The sequence below is a fragment of the Nocardioides immobilis genome (genome assembly GCF_003515065.1).
GTDB lineage: Bacteria > Actinomycetota > Actinomycetes > Propionibacteriales > Nocardioidaceae > Nocardioides > Nocardioides immobilis.
In genome coordinates this window covers 1-17370 of record NZ_QXGH01000043.1, presented here as the reverse complement: position 1 = coordinate 17370, position 17370 = coordinate 1, and the positions used below count along the sequence as shown (strand labels likewise).

Below are 17370 nucleotides of genomic sequence, written 5' to 3'. Positions count from 1 at the left end.
ATGTCACACTCGCCGCTGCTGACCACGGGCGGCCCCGGCCGGCGCTGAAAACACCGACCGGGACCTAGGTATCGAGGGCAGTCGAGTGCAGGGAAGTGCACAGCCGGATCATGATCGGCGATGTCCGCGCAGAGGATGCGCTCGATAACCTGCTCCCGGTGCTCTTCACCATCTACGCCAACAGCGCTCGGGAGGCGACCGAGGCCTCCACACTTCCGCTTCTCGCCGGTGAGAACATCTCCTCGCTGAGTGCATTACAAGGCCAGTCAGCGTTACGCGGGTTCACCGCGGTCAAAGCCGCAGTTCATACGGCAGCTGTCACCAGTTCGTGCAGCAGACCCGCAGCACGACATCTCGCGATGAGACGCGCGGCCGCAACCGCTGACTCAGGTGTAGGTGGACGCGGTCTCGACCAGGACGTCGTGGAGGGCGAGCTCGGCGGCGCTCCGGACGCGGCCGGGTCGATGTGCGACCAGGACCCGCCTGGGGGGTGCGGTGTCGCCCAGGGAGACGACCCGCACGTCGGGGTGCTGGTTGACGGTGGCGGTCCTGGGCGCCAGGGCGATGCCGAGGCCGACGCTGACCATGGCCTGGGCCTCCTGGTAGTCGTTGGCCTGGAAGGCGATGGTCGGGGTGAAGCCGGCGGCCACGGCGCTGCGCTGCAGCACCTCAACGACTGGGTGTCCTCCGGCGCGGATGATCCAGGGTTCGGCTGCGAGGTCGGCCATGCGGACGGTGCGGCGTCGGGCCAGGCGGTGGGTGGAGCCGACGAGCAGCACGGTGGGGTCGGTGAAGAGCTCGGTGAGTACGAGCTCGTCGTTGTTGATCCGTTGCCACTCGTAGTCCCACAGGAAAGACATGGCGACCTTGCCCTCTTCCAGCATGCGCACCAGATGGTCCTCGCGACCACTGCTGATCGTCAGCGTGATGTTGGGGTAGAGCTCGCGGTAGCGGCGGACCGCCAGCGGCAGGAACGAGCTGCCGACCGTGGGAAAGGTTCCCAGGGTGACACTGCCGCGCCGGACGCCGGCGATCTCCGCGAGGTCCGACTCCGCGGCCGCTAGTTGGCGGAGGACTTTGCGGGCGTGCGTGGCGAGCACCAAGCCTGCGTCTGTCGCCGTCATGCCGCGCGCGTGACGGTCGAGGAGCGGTTGTCCAGCCTCGCGCTCGAGCCTCAGGAGCTGTTGGGAGATCGCGGAAGGCGTGTATCCCAAGGCGGCAGCGGCGCTGGTGACCGACCCCTCCTCGACGATCGCCAACAGGATCTGGAGCCGCTTGACGTCGAGCACCCCCCGAGTGTGCATGAAGTTCCGCTACAAGGCCATGAAGAGGCTTCCAGCGCTGCTTGAGCGACCACGCCGCCCCGGGTGGACGTCGGCAAGGCGTCAAGCATGAAGAGATACTTCACGACGCTGTGAGAAGTCGTGATTGTGCTACAACTCATCCGACCTCAATCTGAGTAGGTCCGGAACGTCCGGACGTCGTCTCAGGAGGCAACATGCGCGAGATCGCCGCGACTTGGATGCGGGGTGGTACCAGCAAGTGCTGGGTCTTCCGTCGCGACGACCTGCAGGTCCCGGACCTGTCTGTCGACGAGGTGCTGCTGCGCATCTATGGCAGCCCGGACCACCGGCAGGTCGACGGCGTGGGTGGGGGTACGTCGACCACGAGCAAGGCGGTGATCCTGGCGCCGTCGTCGGCTGTGGGTGTGGACGTGGAGTACACGTTCGCCCAGGTCGGGATCGAAGAGGCAAAAGTGGACTGGGGGAGCAACTGTGGCAACTGCTCGGCCGTGGTCGCGTCGTTCGCGATCCGGGAGGGCTGGGTGCCCACCGACGAGCCGGAGACGGCTGTGCGGGTTCTCAACACCAACACCAGCCAGCTCATCGTGCAGCGCGTGCCCACTCCCGGAGGCGTGCTCGACGAGACTGCGTCCGAGACCATCCCGGGCGTCCCGTTCCCCGGCGCTCCGGTGCGCATGGGTTTCGTCGACCCGGCCGGGCGGAGCACCGGTCGGCTCTTCCCCACCGGTCGTACGCAGGACGTCTTGTCGGACGCCGTGGGCGGGGTGACCGTCACGCTGGTCGACGCGGGCGCTCCGGTCGTTGCGGTCAACGCCTCCGACTTCGGGGTGCGGGGGAATGAGGACATCGCCGAGCTCGATCTGGTCCCAGGGCTGCTGGCCCGGCTCGACGCCGTACGTCGTGAAGCGGGTGTCCTGATGGGACTGGCGGAGAGCTCGGATGCTGTCGCGGGCGCCGTCCCGAAGCTCGCGCTCGTCTCGACTCCCAGTTCCCAAGGCGTCGAAGGCGACGACCTGACCGTCCGCATGCTGTCGATGGGGCGCTTCCACCCAGCCGTTCCGGTCACCGGCTCTGTAGCGCTGACGCTGGCGGCCGACGCTTCCGGCACGGTCGTGCACGACCTCGTTCCCGCGGTCCGGCCCACCACGGGCCTCCGACTCGGCACTCCGGCAGGGTGCGTGGGCACCTTCGTGGAGGAGCGCGACGGTGTCCCGGTCGTCGGAGTCGTGCGCACCTACCGACGGCTGGCTCACGGGTCCGTGGTGCTGCCGGACCCACCGCTGTTGCCGTCGGCCTCGGCATGACCGTCCACTCCCTTGACACGGCACGTCCGTGCGAGGCTCGCTTGACCTGGAGGAACGCATGACCCAGCACGTCAGCAAAGAGGACGTCGCCGCGAGCGGCGACCAGGACGTCAGTCCCGCGCAGGAAGCCCCCGATCGCCCGGCGCCGAACCCACGACTCGCCGGCGCGATCGTGGCCGGCTTCACGGCGCTGGCGGTGGGCGTCTCGGTGCTCGGTGGGGATCTCCTCAACCCGGCTGCCTCCACCACCGACGGTGACTACTCCGGTGAGACCGTGGAGATGATGATCCCCCTGGCCGAGGGTGGCGGCACGGACATCTGGGCGCGCTTCGTGGGAGCCGAGCTGACCGAGGCGGTGCCGGGATCCCCGGGCCTGGCCCCGGTCAACGACGACGGCGGTGAGGGCATCCTCGGCACCAACCACTTCATGACCGCCGCGAAGCCCGACGGGACCGAGGTCCTGGTCAGCACGGCCTCCACGGTGGTGCCCTACCTCCTCGAGATGCCAGCCGTGCGCTACGACTTCACCGAACTGCGGCCCATCCTGGCCAACGGCACCGGGGCAGTGGTCTACGCCCGGACCGGCGCCGGCGTGCGCAGCGTCGAGGACCTCGTCGACCGAGACGAGCCACTGGTCTTCGGCGGCATCGCGGCAACCAGCCTCGACCTCACCACCTTGCTGGCCTTCGACCTCCTCTCCGCCGACGTCGACTCGACGTTCGGGTTCGAGGGGCGCGGCCCGGTCAACCTCGCGCTGCAACGTGGCGAGGTGGACATCGACTACCAGACAACGACGTCGTACGGGCCGGCGGTCGACCCCCTGGTGGAGGACGGCACCGCCGTGCCGCTCTTCTCCCTGGGCCAGGTGGACGATGAGGGCGAGATCGTGCGCGATCCCAACTTCCCCGATCTCCCCACCGTCGTGGAGGTGTACGAGCAGCTCTACGGCGGGCAGCCGGACCCAGAGTCGCTCGAGACGTACCGGGCGATCCTGGCGCTGACCTACACCTACCAGAAGGCGCTCTGGGTCCCGGAGGGGACGCCCGACGAGGCACTCGAGCTGCTGCGGTCGACGGCCGAGGACCTGGGTGCCGATCCCGAGTTCCAGAAGTCCGCGGCGGAGGTACTCGGGGGCTACCCGATCGACGCCTCGCCCGACCTCGCCGAGCGCATCGACGAGGCCTACCAGGTGGACGACAGCGTCCGCGAGGACGTGCTCGAGCTGCTCGAGACCGACTACGACATCACGATCGACTAGGGGCAACACCATGACTGACGCAGCGTTCTCGGCCCTGGGCTCACTGGCCGATCCCTCACTACTCCTCATGCTCGCCATCGGCGTGCTGGCCGGTCTGGTCATCGGCCTGATCCCGGGCCTCGGCGGCACCGGCGCGGTGGCGATCCTCCTCCCGGTCACCTTCGGCATGGACCCCGAGCCTGCTCTCGCGATGCTCATCGGGGCCCTGGCCGTCGTGCACACCTCGGACACTGTGGCCGCGGTCCTGCTCGGCGCGCCAGGATCCGCATCGGCAAGCGTGACCATGCTCGACGGCTACTCGATGGCACGGCAGGGACAAGCCAAACGTGCACTGTCGCTGGCCTTCCTCTCCTCGATGGCAGGCGGCCTGATCGGTGCGGTCGGCCTGACGCTCGCCATCCCGCTGGCGCGGCCCCTGGTGCTCTCCTTCGGCAGCCCGGAGCTCTTCATGCTGACCGTCCTCGGCGTCTCCCTCGCCGCCGTGCTCTCGCGCGGCAACGTGGTCAAGGGTCTGACAGCGGGTTTCCTCGGCCTTCTGCTCGGCCTCGTCGGTACCTCGCCCACCACCGCCGAGGAGCGCTTCTCCTTCGGCTCCCTCTTCCTCAGCGACGGCCTCTCATTGGTCGCGGTTGCCCTGGGCGTGTTCGGACTCGCCGAGATCGCGAGCCGCGTCGGTCAGCGGCGCGTGACGGAAAAGCCCGTCGCGCTCACCGGCGGCTGGGGATCCGGGATCCGGGAGTGGCTGACGCACTGGACGCACGTCATCCGAGGCTCGCTGATCGGCATCTGGGCCGGCATCCTCCCCGGCGTCGGCGCCACCGCCGGCACCTGGCTCGCCTACGGGCAGGCCGTCGCCACCGCCAAGGACAAGCGCAAGTTCGGCAAGGGCGACCCCCGCGGCATCGTCGGTCCCGAGAGCGCCAACAACTCGGTCGAGGCCGGCGACCTCATCCCGACCTTCCTCTTCGGCATCCCGGGCGGCGTACCGTCCGCGATGCTGCTCGGGATGCTGCTGACGTACGGCATCCAGCCGGGACCCGCCATCGTCACCGACCACCTCGACCTGATGTACCTGATCGTGTGGGCGTTCGCGATCGCCTCCGTCGCCGGAGCGTTCCTGTGCTTCCTCGCGACGGGCTCCCTCGCCAAGCTCACCAAGGTGCCCTTCGCCGTGCTCGGGCCCGGCCTTCTCGTGGTGATGCTGCTCGGCGCCTACCAGGAGGGCGGCCAGCTCGGCGACCTGTGGGTGATGGTCGCACTCGGCGTGGCCGGGTTCTTCCTCAAGGCCACCGGAATGCCGCGTGCGCCGTTCCTGATCGGCTTCGTCCTCGCCATCCCGATGGAGCGCTACTACTACCTGACCGCGAGCCTGTACGAAGGAACCGAGTGGATGACGCGCCCCGGCGTCCTCGCCTTCGCTGCGCTGCTGGTGGTGCCCGTGCTGTGGTCCCTGGTAAAGAAGCTTCGGGCGACCTCGGGCGCGGCCGACGACGGTCACCGGGACGAGCACGAGAGCGAGGGCGTGGCCGGCGACGAGCTGGAGGGTTCGCTGGCCGGCACGCCGTGGTCCGCCGCCGTCGCTGTCGTCGCGGTGATCGTGTTCGGCGGCGCGCTCTGGATGAGCGGGTCGTTCTCCGAGGAGGCGCGACTGATGCCTCGCCTCGTCGCCGGGTTCGGTCTGGTGGCGGCCCTCGTCCTGATCTGTCAGGAAGCACGCGCGAGGTTGCGGGGAGCCGGGGGTCATCCTGTGGAGGACGTCCACGAGCCTGTGGGCGGGTCCGGCGCCACGGGGCTCGCCACCCGCGTCCGGCCCAGCGCCGACACCCCTGCCCTGACCCGGCACCACGACTTGGTGATCGCGGCCCGCACGTTCGCAGCCATGGCAGCGTTCCTGGTCCTCGTCATGGTGGGCGGCTACCTCGCAGCGACGCTGGTCTTCACCCCCGCGTTCCTGCTGTACGCCGCCCGCGCCCGCCCCCGGACGGCGATCGTCTACACCCTCGTCCTGGGCCTCGTGCTGCTGTCCTTGCCCTCGCTGCTGCCCGTCGACCTGCCGACCGGCCTGCTGCAGTGACCCCGGCGGCCCTCCCCATCCCACAGACCGATCGAAAGGAACGCCGATGACCATCGTTGTCGCCTACGCCGACACCCCGCCCGGACACGCCGCCGTCGCTGCCGCCGTCGCCGAGTCCTCTCGCGAGCGGGAGACCGTGATCATCGTGCCCGCCGTACGAGGGGACGCCGCGCCCGACGTGGGGGAGGTTGAGACGCGCTGGCCGGACATCGCCGGCCGCGTCGAAGTCGAGCGCGGGGACCTGGGCGACCCCAGCGACACCGTCGTCCAGATCGCACAACGACGCGACGCCCGCCTGGTGGTCTTGGGGCTCCGCTCACGAACCCCGGTCGGGAAGCTGGTCTTCGGCAGCACGGCCCAGCGGATCCTGCTCGACGCCACCTGCCCCGTGCTTGCCGTAAAACCTACCGTGGCAGGCCCCTGAGCGGACAAGGAAGGCGCGACAGCAGGAAGTTTTGGGACAGGTTGTAGCGCCTGACATTCGGGCACGCGCCGACGGCATCACCTCGGCCTCGTCGGAGCGACGGCATTCCTCCAGCACGATCGTCGGCCTCGACGGCCACTTCCGGCGAGAACCAGGAATAGTCAGATTGCCAGAACCGCGCCTGATAGTTCCGCTTCAACGCCGTCCGCATCTCCGCGGCCGTTCCCCGTACGCGTCGGCTGGAGATTCGACGATGCCTGCCACATCTGGCGACATGGAGCGTCGGGGCGACGCGCCGCAGAACGTGCGAACACGTTTGCCCAGGTCAGAGTGCAGTGGTTTTCTTCACTGCGGTCAAGCCCGCAGTTCATGCTGCAGTTGGCGATGAGTCGAGCTCGCAGCTGTCACCAGTTCGTGCAGCAGACCCTGATGGCACCCCTGGTGCCGCGGCACGGGGTGGCGATCGACAAGCGCGCCGCCCACCTTGCCGAGCAGGCTCGCTCCTATGCCTGGAATCGCGGACCGGCGGAAGTGCGTCCACGAGCCGCACCTCCATAGCCATTGTGTCTGTCCGCCCAGGGCAGTTGAATGAAGGTACGAGGCGACGAGAACCGTCATTGGAAGAGGACCAAAGTGCCGGGAGACCGGCCACGGCCAACCCCTAGCCGTGTTCACGGCTGTCGGTTCTCGCCGTCTCCCTGTCCTACTCTGGCGGATGCCAAGTCAACGTCGAGCCCGATCGCAACCTGCCAGGTCGTCTGATATGGCGCCGTCGCCTCCCGGACGTCCCGGGTTGCCGGTCAGACGTCTTGCTGGCTGGCCGCGACCAGCATCCCGGCCGCGTCGTACCCCTCGATCCGGATCACGTTGCCTGCGGCGGCGGGGACGGTGATCTGAGTGCTGCCGTCGGCGGTTGCCGTCGTCGCGACCGGTCGACCGTTGACGTACACGTCGATGCTGGCGAGCGAGCCGGTGGTGACGGCGAGCTTGCGCTTCCCGGTGCCGGCCGCAGCGGAGGTGAAGCGCAGTAGCCGCGGTGTTCGTTGGGCAAGCAGGGCGCCGGCGGCGGCAATCAGGTCGGCGTTCTCCTCCAGGAGGTCGTTCCTGGTCAGCGCGTGGAGTGCGTCGGGCACAACGCCGAGGTCCTCCACCGGCTGGCCAAACCGGGAGCCGACTCGCAGGCAGCGGCGCAGCGAGACGCGCATCTGCGCCCCCTTGGGCAGCTGCTTGAGCGCTCCATCGGTCCACTCGGCGCGCAGTTCTTCGTGGGTGACGACGTTCGCGCCGCCGGCGCCGGTGTTGGCCTCGACACCGAGCACCGGGCCGATCTGGTGGTCCTGGAAGCCAGCTGCGAAGATGTCGCAGGCGCTGTAGCACTGCGCGTCGGTCACGAGGACGACCGGGCCCTGGTAGAGCTGGCCAGCGCTGTTGACGACGTCGGCCGGGTAGAGCGGGAAGGCGGTGGAGTACGCCGCTCCGGTGGTCACCGCTTCCTCCAGCGAGGCCTTCCAGTCGTTGTAATCGGCGACCGTCCTGGCCAGTGCGGTGGTGCCGGGCGTGCTCACGAACTGGAACGGCTCAGGTGTGATCCGGCGCGGGCTGAGGAACTGCAGCAGGAACTCCGCCGCGATCACGTAGCCGCCGCCGTTGCCGCGGACGTCGAGCACCAGGCCCTCCTGCGGCAGCACGGAGAGCAGCCTGGCGACCTCGCTGACGAAGCCGTTGATGTCCTGGTCCTGCATGTGGAAGGTAAAGATCCGCAGGTGTCCGAAGGTGCCGCTCGGGGTGTCGACGACGCGGGCCTTGAGCTCGTCGGGACGGTTGGTCGGGACGGGCCCGGCCGCGAGCGGCGCCGCGATGCGGGGCTTGCGGGCGCCGGGCTTCGCGGCCTTGGTGGGCGGCCCCGATTTCAGGGAGGCCGGCGCGAAGAGTCGGCGCTTCACCCGGCGGGTCAGCTCGGTGCGCAGGTCCATGCCGACCAAGTGGTGCGGACCGACCTCGACGCCGGTGGGCAGCGATGGCAGGGTTCCGGGTGAGGTCACCTCGGCGGAGGACTCGAAGACGCGCCACGGCACCCGGGTCTCGTGGGTCGCTCCGTTGACCTTGTAGGTGATGTCGACCCAGTCCTCTTCCGGCGGCAGCGACATGTTGATCGCGCGGAGAGTCATGTTCTGCAGGCCCTGGGAGAGCTGCGCCGCCTTGTTGCTGCCGGCCTCCCGCGCGGCGTTGGCCTCCACGGCGATCTGGATCGGGGTGCCGTTCCAGTGCGTCACCTCGACCCCCGCCTTGAGCTGCGGGTCGCCGGAGATGTGGTCGAAGGTCTTCGTCACGACGTACGCCGTCCGCCCGTTGTCGACGCAGCGCTCCAGGAAGATGCCGAGGAACGCGAAGCCGGCGAAGCGCGACGGCAGGATGTAATTGGTGTGCAGGTCGCGCAGGCCGAGGAAGATCCGCTGCAACTGCACGTGGAACTCCGTCTCGGTCAGCTCGGCCAATCGGTGCCGCAGGAGGCGCAGCGCCTGCAGCGGGTCGACGGCGTGCATGGCGCGTTTGAGGGGCAGGTGGACGTAGAGCTCCTCGATCAGGATCTCGGCCTGGTCGAGGACGAGCCGGCGCTGGGCGTCGGTAAGCGGACCCTGCGCGATATGAGTACGGAACTGCGGCATGGTGCGGACGGTGCCCAGGCCGTGGTCTCCGGTCAGGACGATGGTGTCGGGGTGGGACATCGCGGACTCCTCGAGAGGAACGGCTCTTCCTTCTGAGGATCCTCTAGACGCCCGCCAGATACATCGGGTTCGGGTGGTTGACGCCTCCATCGTGTTCCCGGCAAGACCAATGGGCATCGGCAAACGGGCGACCGATCAGCGGCTCTCCAACTACCCAACAGGCAACTCGCCCGAGCAATGACCGACGCCGCAAGGTCCGGGGCCCCTCTGGGAGCCCGTGAGTCCGTGGAGGGTCAGCGGTCGGGCTCGCGTCGGTGACGATGACGGCCGCGGGAGGACCGCGCAGACCGCGGGTATCGCCAACCCGACGCCGGGGGGAGAACAGCGCACGACATCCAACGGCCGGATAGACGCGGACGACTGCACTACCGTCCGCGTCGGGCTCCCTGGCTGAGGCCCCAGGCACGCGACAAGCTGGCACCGCCCGTCGCCCGCTGCGTCGGGACGTCTGGCGGTGCGGCTCGCGCGGGCGGGCTGAAGACCATGGGCGGCTGCCCCCGCAGGTGAGACTGCAGTAGCTTTCTTCACTGCGGTCAACATCCGCAGTGAGGCCGTGACAGGCCCTTATCTACTTGGGGTGTGCACGACCTGGGGAGCGATCAATCTTCGCGAGATGCCTTCTGGCAACTCGCGGACCTGGTTCCCGTTCAGTCGCGACGGGAGGGTCTGGCCGGCCCTCGGTTCGTCTGATCTCGCTGCGACGGGACGGACCGGCTTCTTTCGGGGCACACCGGACTGATGTCCGCGCGGCAGCAGCGGGGTCTCCTTCACTCCGGTCCGTCATCCGGGCGAAACCACTCGTCTGGCGCGAACTCCCGACCGAAGTCAGCACACGCCTCGTTCTCGCATCTGCCTTGCGTCTCGAACGAGATCCCGGCGTTGCCGGAAGCGGTGAGGAACGCAGCGTTCTCGCGCGAAATGTGTCCGCCGTGGCGCAGCGGCTGTCCACACGTCGGGCAGCACGGATCGGAGCCCCGCCTGCGCCTTGCTCATCCCTCCACGGTAGGCGTCGAAGACCCGCGTGACCCTGCACACGGATCTGTGCTCGTCCGCGGTGGCCCGCCGCAGATCAGGACGCTGCCGAGCGCATCCGTAGCGGAATGGGACATCGCCGCTTCGCGGCGGTATGACGCTGTCGGCACCCCGACTGGTGAGTGCGGATCGGGCGTGTGCGGATGCCCCGACTGCGCCGGTTCGGGGCTCGAGGCAGCAGCCGCTGCCAGGATTCAGCCTGCCCCAATGAAGGTTACGGACTCTGCCATCTGGCGGAGTATCTCGAAGTCCTTGTCGGAGCAGGCGGTCTCACACCTGGAAATCATGACGAACCGCTGGCCGTCGACATTGAGGATCCACAAGCTCACGTCGAGCCCGGCCTCCCCGTACACGTACCAGTCGGGAAACCTGTCTTTGGAGGTGAATCCCACGGCGAATCCGCCATCGCAGGTGGTCCACTTGAATCGGTCGGGGAGTGTGAGTCTGAGGAACACACCGGTCCTGCCCGCAATAGCGGCCGACGCCGGTCCGGTCGCCTCGAAGACAGGCTGGGTGGCCAGCGCCTCGGCCAGGTCACGAACCGTGGGTCCCACCGGCACTCGGGTGCGGTCACGGCAGGGATGAGCCGGCAGCCAGGTCTTGCCGGCCGGAGCCTCGGCGACGAGGAAGATGCCGCGTCCACCGGAGAAGTCGCTGGTGCTGAAGAACCTCCCGTCGAGCACCTCCCACATGTCCGGTGAATCGACCTCGTAGACCAGGTCAGGAGTCAGTCGTACGGCGTAGCGCCCAGCCTTGGTGAAGACGTACTCCGACCCGTGCTGGTCCAGCTCAAGCACTTCGCCCGGCCCGGGAGACAAGACCGGGTCCTGCGGCTCTGCCGTCCCGAGGGGCGTCGACGCGGCGGTCGACGATGGTGCGCTGGGACCGTCACCGGCGTCCTCGTCAGACGCGGTCGTGCCGCAGCTAGTAACCAGGAGCAGCAATGTCGCGGCAGAGGCGAGGCGCCACGACCAACTCACGTCATCCCGTTTCGATGCCGTCGTTCTCGGAGATGGCGAGGCCGCGAGCGCGATCAGGCCAGGTATTGGGCTGGGTCGAACCATGATGGTCTCCTTGTGCGGTTAGTCCAGAGAAGGGAGCTGGTACGCCGTCCCGGGCTGCCCTTGCAGCTCGAGCCGGCAGTTGCCGGTTGACAGGGCACAGACGAAGATGTCGCCCTCGTCGGCGAGCTCCGAGCCGAAAGACGTGTAGGCGAACAGGACGAGGTGGTCGTCGTCCAGCCACTGCGAGAACTCGAAGCGCGTCGCCTCTGTGGCTCCGGACGGCACCCGGAGGCGGATGGGTTCGCCCGTGCGCGCCTCCCTGAGCGTGAACTCCCCCGCGCCGTCGTAGTACCGGGCGATCAGGTCCGTGCCCTGCCGGTCGAAGACTGGGTCCATGGGGAACGTGCCGGGAACCGGCGGGGTCCCGCGGTCTTCACCCACGATCGTGCGGGGTCTGCTGCGCAGGTCCTCGTCGTAGCGCGCCCAGGTCCACCGCGCAATCGAGTCGGCGGCGACGTCGTACCTCACCACCCACCGGTAACGAAGGCACTCCCGGTAGAAGTCGGCGAGCTCGCACGGAGTGTCGGCCGGGTCGACCCAGTAGATCGCGTCGTCGTGCACGCTGAGCACGACGACGTCGGTGCCGCCGTACGAGGCAGAGTCGCGGTGTATGGGAAGCCCGGTGCTGGTGTCGATGACGACGAAGGACGGCCGCACCATCAGGAGCGACCCGGTGTCGGCGGCCTCGACCGTGTAGCCCCGGGCGGGCGACCCGTAGGTCGTGCCGATCCGCTCCACGGTGGATCCGTCGGTGAACCACAGCGGCTTGGCGCCCGGCTGCCCGCGAAGGGGCTCGCGGACGAACGCCACACCGTCATCGGTCACCGTCAGGAACTGCACCTCCTCGCCGACGTCGATGGTGCGGTCGCCGTAGTGGATCGTTCCCCCGATCGCATAGGCCAGCGGTCGCGTCGGACCGACATCAGGCTCCTTCACCGGTTCCTGGCGCCCCGTCGACGGGGACGGCTGCGTTTCGTTGCCGCTGCATGCGGTGAGCAGCACGGCGATGGCCGCCAGCGCGGCGCGCTGGCCAGGCGTTGAGCGGGGTCGAATCATGATGGTCCCCTGTCGCAGTCAGGCGTCGTGTCAAGGAGTGGGCCAGGTGGCCCAATCGGCGGGGAGGCTGCCCCCGGAGTCCACCTCCGACGGAACTTCACGGATCTGCCAGGTCGCGCCGTAGTCCGTGCTGATGTGCGCCAAGCGCGGGGACGCACAGTGCTCGACCACCGCCAAGGTGCCGGGTGTCCCCGCCGCGAGCATTCCCGAACTGCACTCGCTGTCCCCGATCGGGAGCACCTCGACAGCGAACGTGCCGTCGGCACGGCGCCATACCGCCGCCTGGCGCGTCACCGTTCCCTTTGGCACGAGCCAGGCCGTCCCCCAGAACCAGGTGTCGGCTGCTCCCTGCCAGTCCCAGTATCGGCCCTCGATGACGTGCAGTTGCCTCGCGTTCATGTCGATGTATGCCAGTCCCGACCCGCTGTAGACCAAGGGTCCAGCAACCTCGGTGATGGGCACGGACGCGCCGGGCTGGAGAGGGCGGCGATGTCCTCGCGAGTCGACGAGAGTCGGCCCGTCGAGGCCGTCAACGAGGTACGCGTCGTCCACGGCGTGGGAGATGTTCTCCGACCCATCGAGGGCGTAGAGCGCGCCGGTCGCGAAGTCGTCGTGGCTCACCTCGAGCGCCGTCTGCAGTTCCCCGCGAACATGCTCGGTGGTGGCTCGAGTGCATTCATCCAGACACACCGACCAGATGCGCGCGGCCACTGCGGATGCCGTCGCAGGGAAGTCGGCGTCGGAGGAGACCTTGGCATCGCGATGCCGACGGATCTCTTCCGGACTCAGGGCCGGGAACCGTCGTGTCACTTGGTCCTGCGTGATCGACGGTGACGGAGCGACCGGGGGCGGTTCGGCCCCGCGCTGGTCGACAACACCCGTCGCCACTGCGACCACCGCGACGACCGCTGCGGCGGCGACTGCGGCTGCGCTAAGTGCGGAGCGTCGGCGTCGCTTGCTGGCCACGCCAATGCGCTCGTGCACCTCCGCGAGGCGCTCGGGACGCTGCCCGTCGAGCAGAGAAGCATGCTGGGCGAGCGGGCTGAGGTCGGGGTTCACAGCGCGCTCCTCTCATCGGCGGGCACGCCGAGTGCGACGTCCGCCCGCAACTTCGCCAGCGCCTTGGAGCACTGGCTCTTGACCGTGCCGACCGAGCAGCCCATCAGCGCCGCTGTCTCGGACTCGGTGCGGTCCTCGACATACCGCAGCACCACCACGGCACGCTGGCGGCGGGGCAGTCGGCCCAGCGCCTGCGTCAGGTCGTGAACGTCGACCGGCACCTCGCTTCCGGGAAGCGGCTCGGGCACGACACCGATGGGCGTCTCGTGGGTCCAGCGCTTGCGCCACCAGGAGACCGAGGAATTCACCAGGATGCGGCGCACATACGGCTCGGGATCGCCGTCGATCCGCTTCCACGCGAACCAGGCCTTGGTCAGCGCGGTCTGCAGCAGGTCCTCGGCGAGCTGCAGGTCGCGAGTGAGCAGGTAGGCGGTGCGCAGCAGCGCGGGCGAGCGGGCGACGACGAACTCGTCGAACTCCACGTCGCTGGCCATGCCATCACCCTCTTCGGGGACCGGCCCGAGCGGACCTGAACAGAACTGCCTTCGCTCTACTACGCGGTCTACACCCAAAAGGGTTGCCCCGCAGCAAAGCCCTACCATCTGCCGCTGACTGCTCGGGTGACCCAGCGTCCGCTACTACGGCGGAGTCTGGCTCGGCGGACCGTCCGACCACGAAGTGGTTTGAGTGGAGAGGAGTCGCCTGCCCCCCGGTCCCGTAGCGGCGGGATCCCCTTGCGGTGACGCGTCCTGGGCCGCGCCCCGGGGGCTCGCTGCGGTCGTCGCGCGATCTGGACACGCACTACGCTGCCCGACAACCCGTCGGCAGCATCACAACCGAGCGGCAATAAAATCCGTGACGGTTCAGAGAGCCCCCGGCCGATGGCCGGGAGCTCTCTGACTGACACACATGTCGCGACTCAGGTGTCACCCATGTCGCGACTCATCACAGTGGAGCTGAGGGGACTCGAACCCCTGACCCTCTGCACTGGTGCGCGGAGCGCAAGGCGCTCGGGGTTTCTCGTTCCGTCTCAGCCAACCACCATCTGAACTGGGACGATGCCCTGGGTCGCGAGCATCGTGGTCACAACGGTACTCCCCCGGCCTCGCTGCATCTCGGCGAGACTCGACCTGGACGATGGTCGTGGGGAGTTCTTCGGGAGCGACACGATTCCACCCGACCACATGCCTTGGCAACGCCGGCCGTCTCCCATTGGCGGCGCTATGACGCATCCGCCCCGCGGCAGGTGTCGGCCGAAAAGTCGGTCGTCCCGGCCCTTCCTCTCGTGCGAGGCTGCCCGTCGTGGGTATGGCGGACTCGAGGCGAGGCACGATCGTGTTGCTTTGCGGCCTTCCAGGCTCGGGCAAGACGACGACGGCCAAGGGCCTGGCGCAGGATCGGCGGGCAGTTCGCTTGTGTCCAGACGAGTGGATCGCGTTCTTGGGCGGTGACTTCTTCGACGACGCTGTGCGCGAGCGCGTGGAAGAGCTCCAGTGGCGGTTGGCTAGGGACATCACTCTTGCCGGCGGCATAGCGATCATCGAGTCGGGCCATTGGTTGAAGTCGGATCGCGACGCCAAACGCGACTGGGCCAGGGGCCACGGCGTCGGGATCGAGCTGGTCGTTCTTGACGTTCCGATTGACGAACGGTGGCTACGACTGGCTGCTAGGAACGCAGCACCCGGTCCCACCTCAGTTCCACTCACGCTGGAAGTGCTGCAGTCATACGAAGGTCTGTTCCAACTGCCCGATGCTGAGGAGCAGAGGTTGTTTGACCGTTCGCCTGGGGACGCCGGTTCCACCTGACGATCTAACGCGAGCGCAAATTGGGATTACTAGGCGCTTCGACGATGCCGGGTCGGTGGCGGAATGGGACGATGCCGCTTCGCGGCGAAGTGACGCACCACAAGTCGGCGGCTGCAGTCAACCATCTCCAGAGTGGGCCGAGGTGGCCGGCTCGCGGAGCGACGCTCGCCCACGCCCGACCGGCAGAAGGCCTCCACTTAATGACTGCCACCAAGGGCGCGCGGCGGAAGCGGAGCGACAGCGCTTTGATTCAACCGTGATTCGAAGCTAGCCCTGCGATGGTCGCGAATCCGGCGCGGCAATCAGCCTCCCATGGCAATCTCAAGGTATGCGACTTCAAGACACGATCAGAGCAGTCCGGCGGTCAGTGTCACAAATGGTGGTCGTTAATCCCGCTGACGGCTCGATGCGGGTAATTGGGTCGGCGTTTCTCACGGGGCAGGGCAGGCACGCCGTCACAGCGAAGCACGTCATTGATGCGGTGCCAAGCGGCTGGGAACTTCACGCCGGCCTTGCCGGTCCGGATGTCGACCGTGCCGATGTTCAAGTCCATGCCAGTTTCATCTACATCCCTTGTGACCTGCTCGATGAGGACGCCAGAAGCGACCTCGCACTGCTCGAACTCCGGATGCCTCCGGACGCTACATCGGTCGCCCTCACCGTCACTGTCGCCCCCGTGAACGGAGGCTCCACGGAGGAACTGGACGAGGGCCGTACGGGGCCATTCAAGATCGCCAAAGGCCGGCTGGCGGACGGCACTGAGGTGGCGACGAGCGGATTCCCGCTCGCGGCCCCCGCGCTCGTGACCACGGCCGGCACCCTGGCCAGCAAGTTTGCCCCACTCGATCCCGCCGATCCCGATGCAGGAATGCGGCACCTCTGCGATCTCACGGCCACGGGCGGAAACAGCGGCGGCCCGGTCTACCGGGTCTCCGACGGCGCCCTGGTGGGCGTGCTAGTGGCCGGGAAGCTTAGTCCTCTGGCGGGCGGCGTTGGCGCCCAGTCGGTCGGGTTGACCCTTGTAACACCCAGCCAGGACGTAGTCGAGCTCCTCGTCCGTAACGGCATCGAGCCCGATAGGTATAAGGCGTTGCCGCCGCAGCCGAAGAAGGCGCACCCGCGCAAGAAGCGATGAGGCCTTGCCAGCTTCGCCGTCGGACGGGATCGCGGTCAGGATCGATGCGCGCGGACACGCGGCGATAAGACGCACGTCCTCCGCTGGGCACCGGAGCCCAACACTTGCTATTGCGACTGGAAATCAGGCACTGGCTTCGACGGCAAACCGGAGCCAACCAGTTCACCCTCCCAGAACACGAGTCGCGATCTCCCGAGGTCGTGCGCCTCGCAAGACTCTTCGGTCGCAAGGCAGGCAGCCCGCTCATACAGGTTCGCTATGTGGCGCGCCTTCAACGAGACGTAGGACGGGATCAGCAGAACGCCAACAGACAGAGCGAGAACACCGAACCCTTGGTGCCCCCGAACTAGCAGCGCAAAGCCCACTGCTGAGGCGGGTAGGACCAGACTGCGAAAAAACTTGGCCCCTTCGTTCTGCCATTCGATCCTTGACCCTGCGTACTTGCCAGCTGATACGCAGAGCGCCTTGGCGACCCGATAGCTACCCTTCCCAATTTTCAAGCTGTCGCGGGCTCGCTCTCTGGCAGTTTCAAACCTCTTCGACCCGAAGCGGAAGTCGTACAATTTCCAGAGCGGCTTGTCTATAACGTCGCCGATGACATATAGGCAAAGGGTCAGCACAGCAACCATTGCATCCTGATTGTCTTCGATGGATATCGGCCCCAAACTGCTGGGTGCGAGACCGTGCACTGCCGCGTAGCAAATTATGAGGAGCGGCAGCCACCCCGGGACGTGAGCCGGTATTGACCGCAGCGATTGCCATGACTCCTTGAGCCATTGACGGAGCCAAGCGCCTTGCTCTGCCTCTTTTGTGATCAACGTTGCTCCTCGTTGGACGAACCAAAGACTCTTTCCTCCCACTTTGACACCTTGTGCGTGACCACACGAGATGGAGCCGACTGAACGGCAATCGACAGTGGCGGCCAGCCGTGGTCCTCCACAACGCGCACGGGCCGCTCAGGTTGCCACTTGCACGAGGAGGGTGGCCGCCGCAGATGACCACTAGCCTCGACGTTTCACGGGGCGGCTCGCTGAGCGGTTCGGTGCCGTGGCGCTGATCGGGATCCGTTTCGGGCGTGCGCGATCGCCGGCGCTGGTGCCGCCGGTTCTCCGGGTCTTGGTCGTGGGA

At 67.7% G+C, this 17370-nt stretch carries 13 protein-coding genes; 6 read left to right on the top strand and 7 right to left on the bottom strand.

All coding sequences use genetic code 11. The features are described 5' to 3' along the window. Nucleotides 1-386: 386 nt before the first annotated feature. Complete coding sequence (locus D0Z08_RS28695) at nucleotides 387-1304, bottom strand: LysR family transcriptional regulator (RefSeq protein ID WP_182481556.1); 918 nt, start codon at nucleotides 1302-1304, stop codon at nucleotides 387-389. A gap of 194 nt (nucleotides 1305-1498) precedes the next feature. On the opposite strand from D0Z08_RS28695, the gene D0Z08_RS28690 reads away from it, so the two are divergent. From D0Z08_RS28690 to D0Z08_RS28675, 4 genes are read left to right on the top strand one after another with little or no spacing between them, the layout of a single operon-like run. After that, complete coding sequence (locus tag D0Z08_RS28690; protein ID WP_118928715.1) at nucleotides 1499-2608, top strand: PrpF domain-containing protein; 1110 nt, start codon at nucleotides 1499-1501, stop codon at nucleotides 2606-2608. A 58-nt stretch (nucleotides 2609-2666) separates the two neighbouring features. Then, nucleotides 2667-3866 carry a Bug family tripartite tricarboxylate transporter substrate binding protein gene (locus D0Z08_RS28685; RefSeq protein ID WP_118928714.1) on the top strand — a complete coding sequence of 400 codons (1200 nt, stop codon included), beginning with the start codon at nucleotides 2667-2669 and terminating at the stop codon, nucleotides 3864-3866. A 10-nt stretch (nucleotides 3867-3876) separates the two neighbouring features. Then, on the top strand, nucleotides 3877-5940 hold the full coding sequence (locus tag D0Z08_RS28680) for a tripartite tricarboxylate transporter permease (protein WP_118928713.1): 2064 nt from the start codon (nucleotides 3877-3879) through the stop codon (nucleotides 5938-5940). Nucleotides 5941-5986: 46 nt separating this feature from the next. Then, a complete protein-coding gene (locus D0Z08_RS28675; protein WP_118928712.1) occupies nucleotides 5987-6364 on the top strand; it encodes a universal stress protein in 378 nt (125 codons plus the stop codon). An 800-nt stretch (nucleotides 6365-7164) separates the two neighbouring features. On the opposite strand, the gene D0Z08_RS28670 is transcribed toward D0Z08_RS28675, so the two are convergent. The 5 genes from D0Z08_RS28670 to D0Z08_RS28650 form a co-directional block, all read right to left on the bottom strand. Beyond that, complete coding sequence (locus D0Z08_RS28670) at nucleotides 7165-9090, bottom strand: S41 family peptidase (protein WP_182481555.1); 1926 nt, start codon at nucleotides 9088-9090, stop codon at nucleotides 7165-7167. Nucleotides 9091-10316: 1226 nt separating this feature from the next. Next, nucleotides 10317-10814 (bottom strand): hypothetical protein, encoded by a 498-nt coding sequence (locus D0Z08_RS31785; RefSeq protein WP_147381572.1) that lies wholly within the window; start codon nucleotides 10812-10814, stop codon nucleotides 10317-10319. A 390-nt stretch (nucleotides 10815-11204) separates the two neighbouring features. Further along, the gene (locus tag D0Z08_RS28660; protein ID WP_147381571.1) at nucleotides 11205-12242 is read right to left on the bottom strand and encodes a hypothetical protein; all 1038 of its coding nucleotides are present in this window, start codon (nucleotides 12240-12242) and stop codon (nucleotides 11205-11207) included. A 30-nt stretch (nucleotides 12243-12272) separates the two neighbouring features. After that, the gene (locus D0Z08_RS28655; protein WP_118928708.1) at nucleotides 12273-13301 is read right to left on the bottom strand and encodes a hypothetical protein; all 1029 of its coding nucleotides are present in this window, start codon (nucleotides 13299-13301) and stop codon (nucleotides 12273-12275) included. Continuing rightward, a complete protein-coding gene (locus D0Z08_RS28650) occupies nucleotides 13298-13795 on the bottom strand; it encodes a SigE family RNA polymerase sigma factor (protein ID WP_118928707.1) in 498 nt (165 codons plus the stop codon). Before D0Z08_RS28650 ends, D0Z08_RS28655 begins: the two co-directional genes overlap by 4 nt. Before the next feature lie 814 nt (nucleotides 13796-14609). Between D0Z08_RS28650 and D0Z08_RS28645 the strand changes: the two genes are divergently transcribed. Together D0Z08_RS28645 and D0Z08_RS28640 are read left to right on the top strand one after the other, a co-directional pair. Then, the gene (locus D0Z08_RS28645) at nucleotides 14610-15107 is read left to right on the top strand and encodes a P-loop nucleotide/nucleoside kinase family protein (protein ID WP_118928706.1); all 498 of its coding nucleotides are present in this window, start codon (nucleotides 14610-14612) and stop codon (nucleotides 15105-15107) included. A 376-nt stretch (nucleotides 15108-15483) separates the two neighbouring features. Beyond that, nucleotides 15484-16242, top strand: coding sequence for a S1 family peptidase (locus D0Z08_RS28640; RefSeq protein ID WP_182481554.1), 759 nt, complete (start codon nucleotides 15484-15486; stop codon nucleotides 16240-16242). 107 nt (nucleotides 16243-16349) lie between these two features. On the opposite strand, the gene D0Z08_RS31780 is transcribed toward D0Z08_RS28640, so the two are convergent. Next, complete coding sequence (locus tag D0Z08_RS31780; protein ID WP_147381570.1) at nucleotides 16350-16871, bottom strand: hypothetical protein; 522 nt, start codon at nucleotides 16869-16871, stop codon at nucleotides 16350-16352. Between the last annotated feature and the right edge of the window lie 499 nt (nucleotides 16872-17370).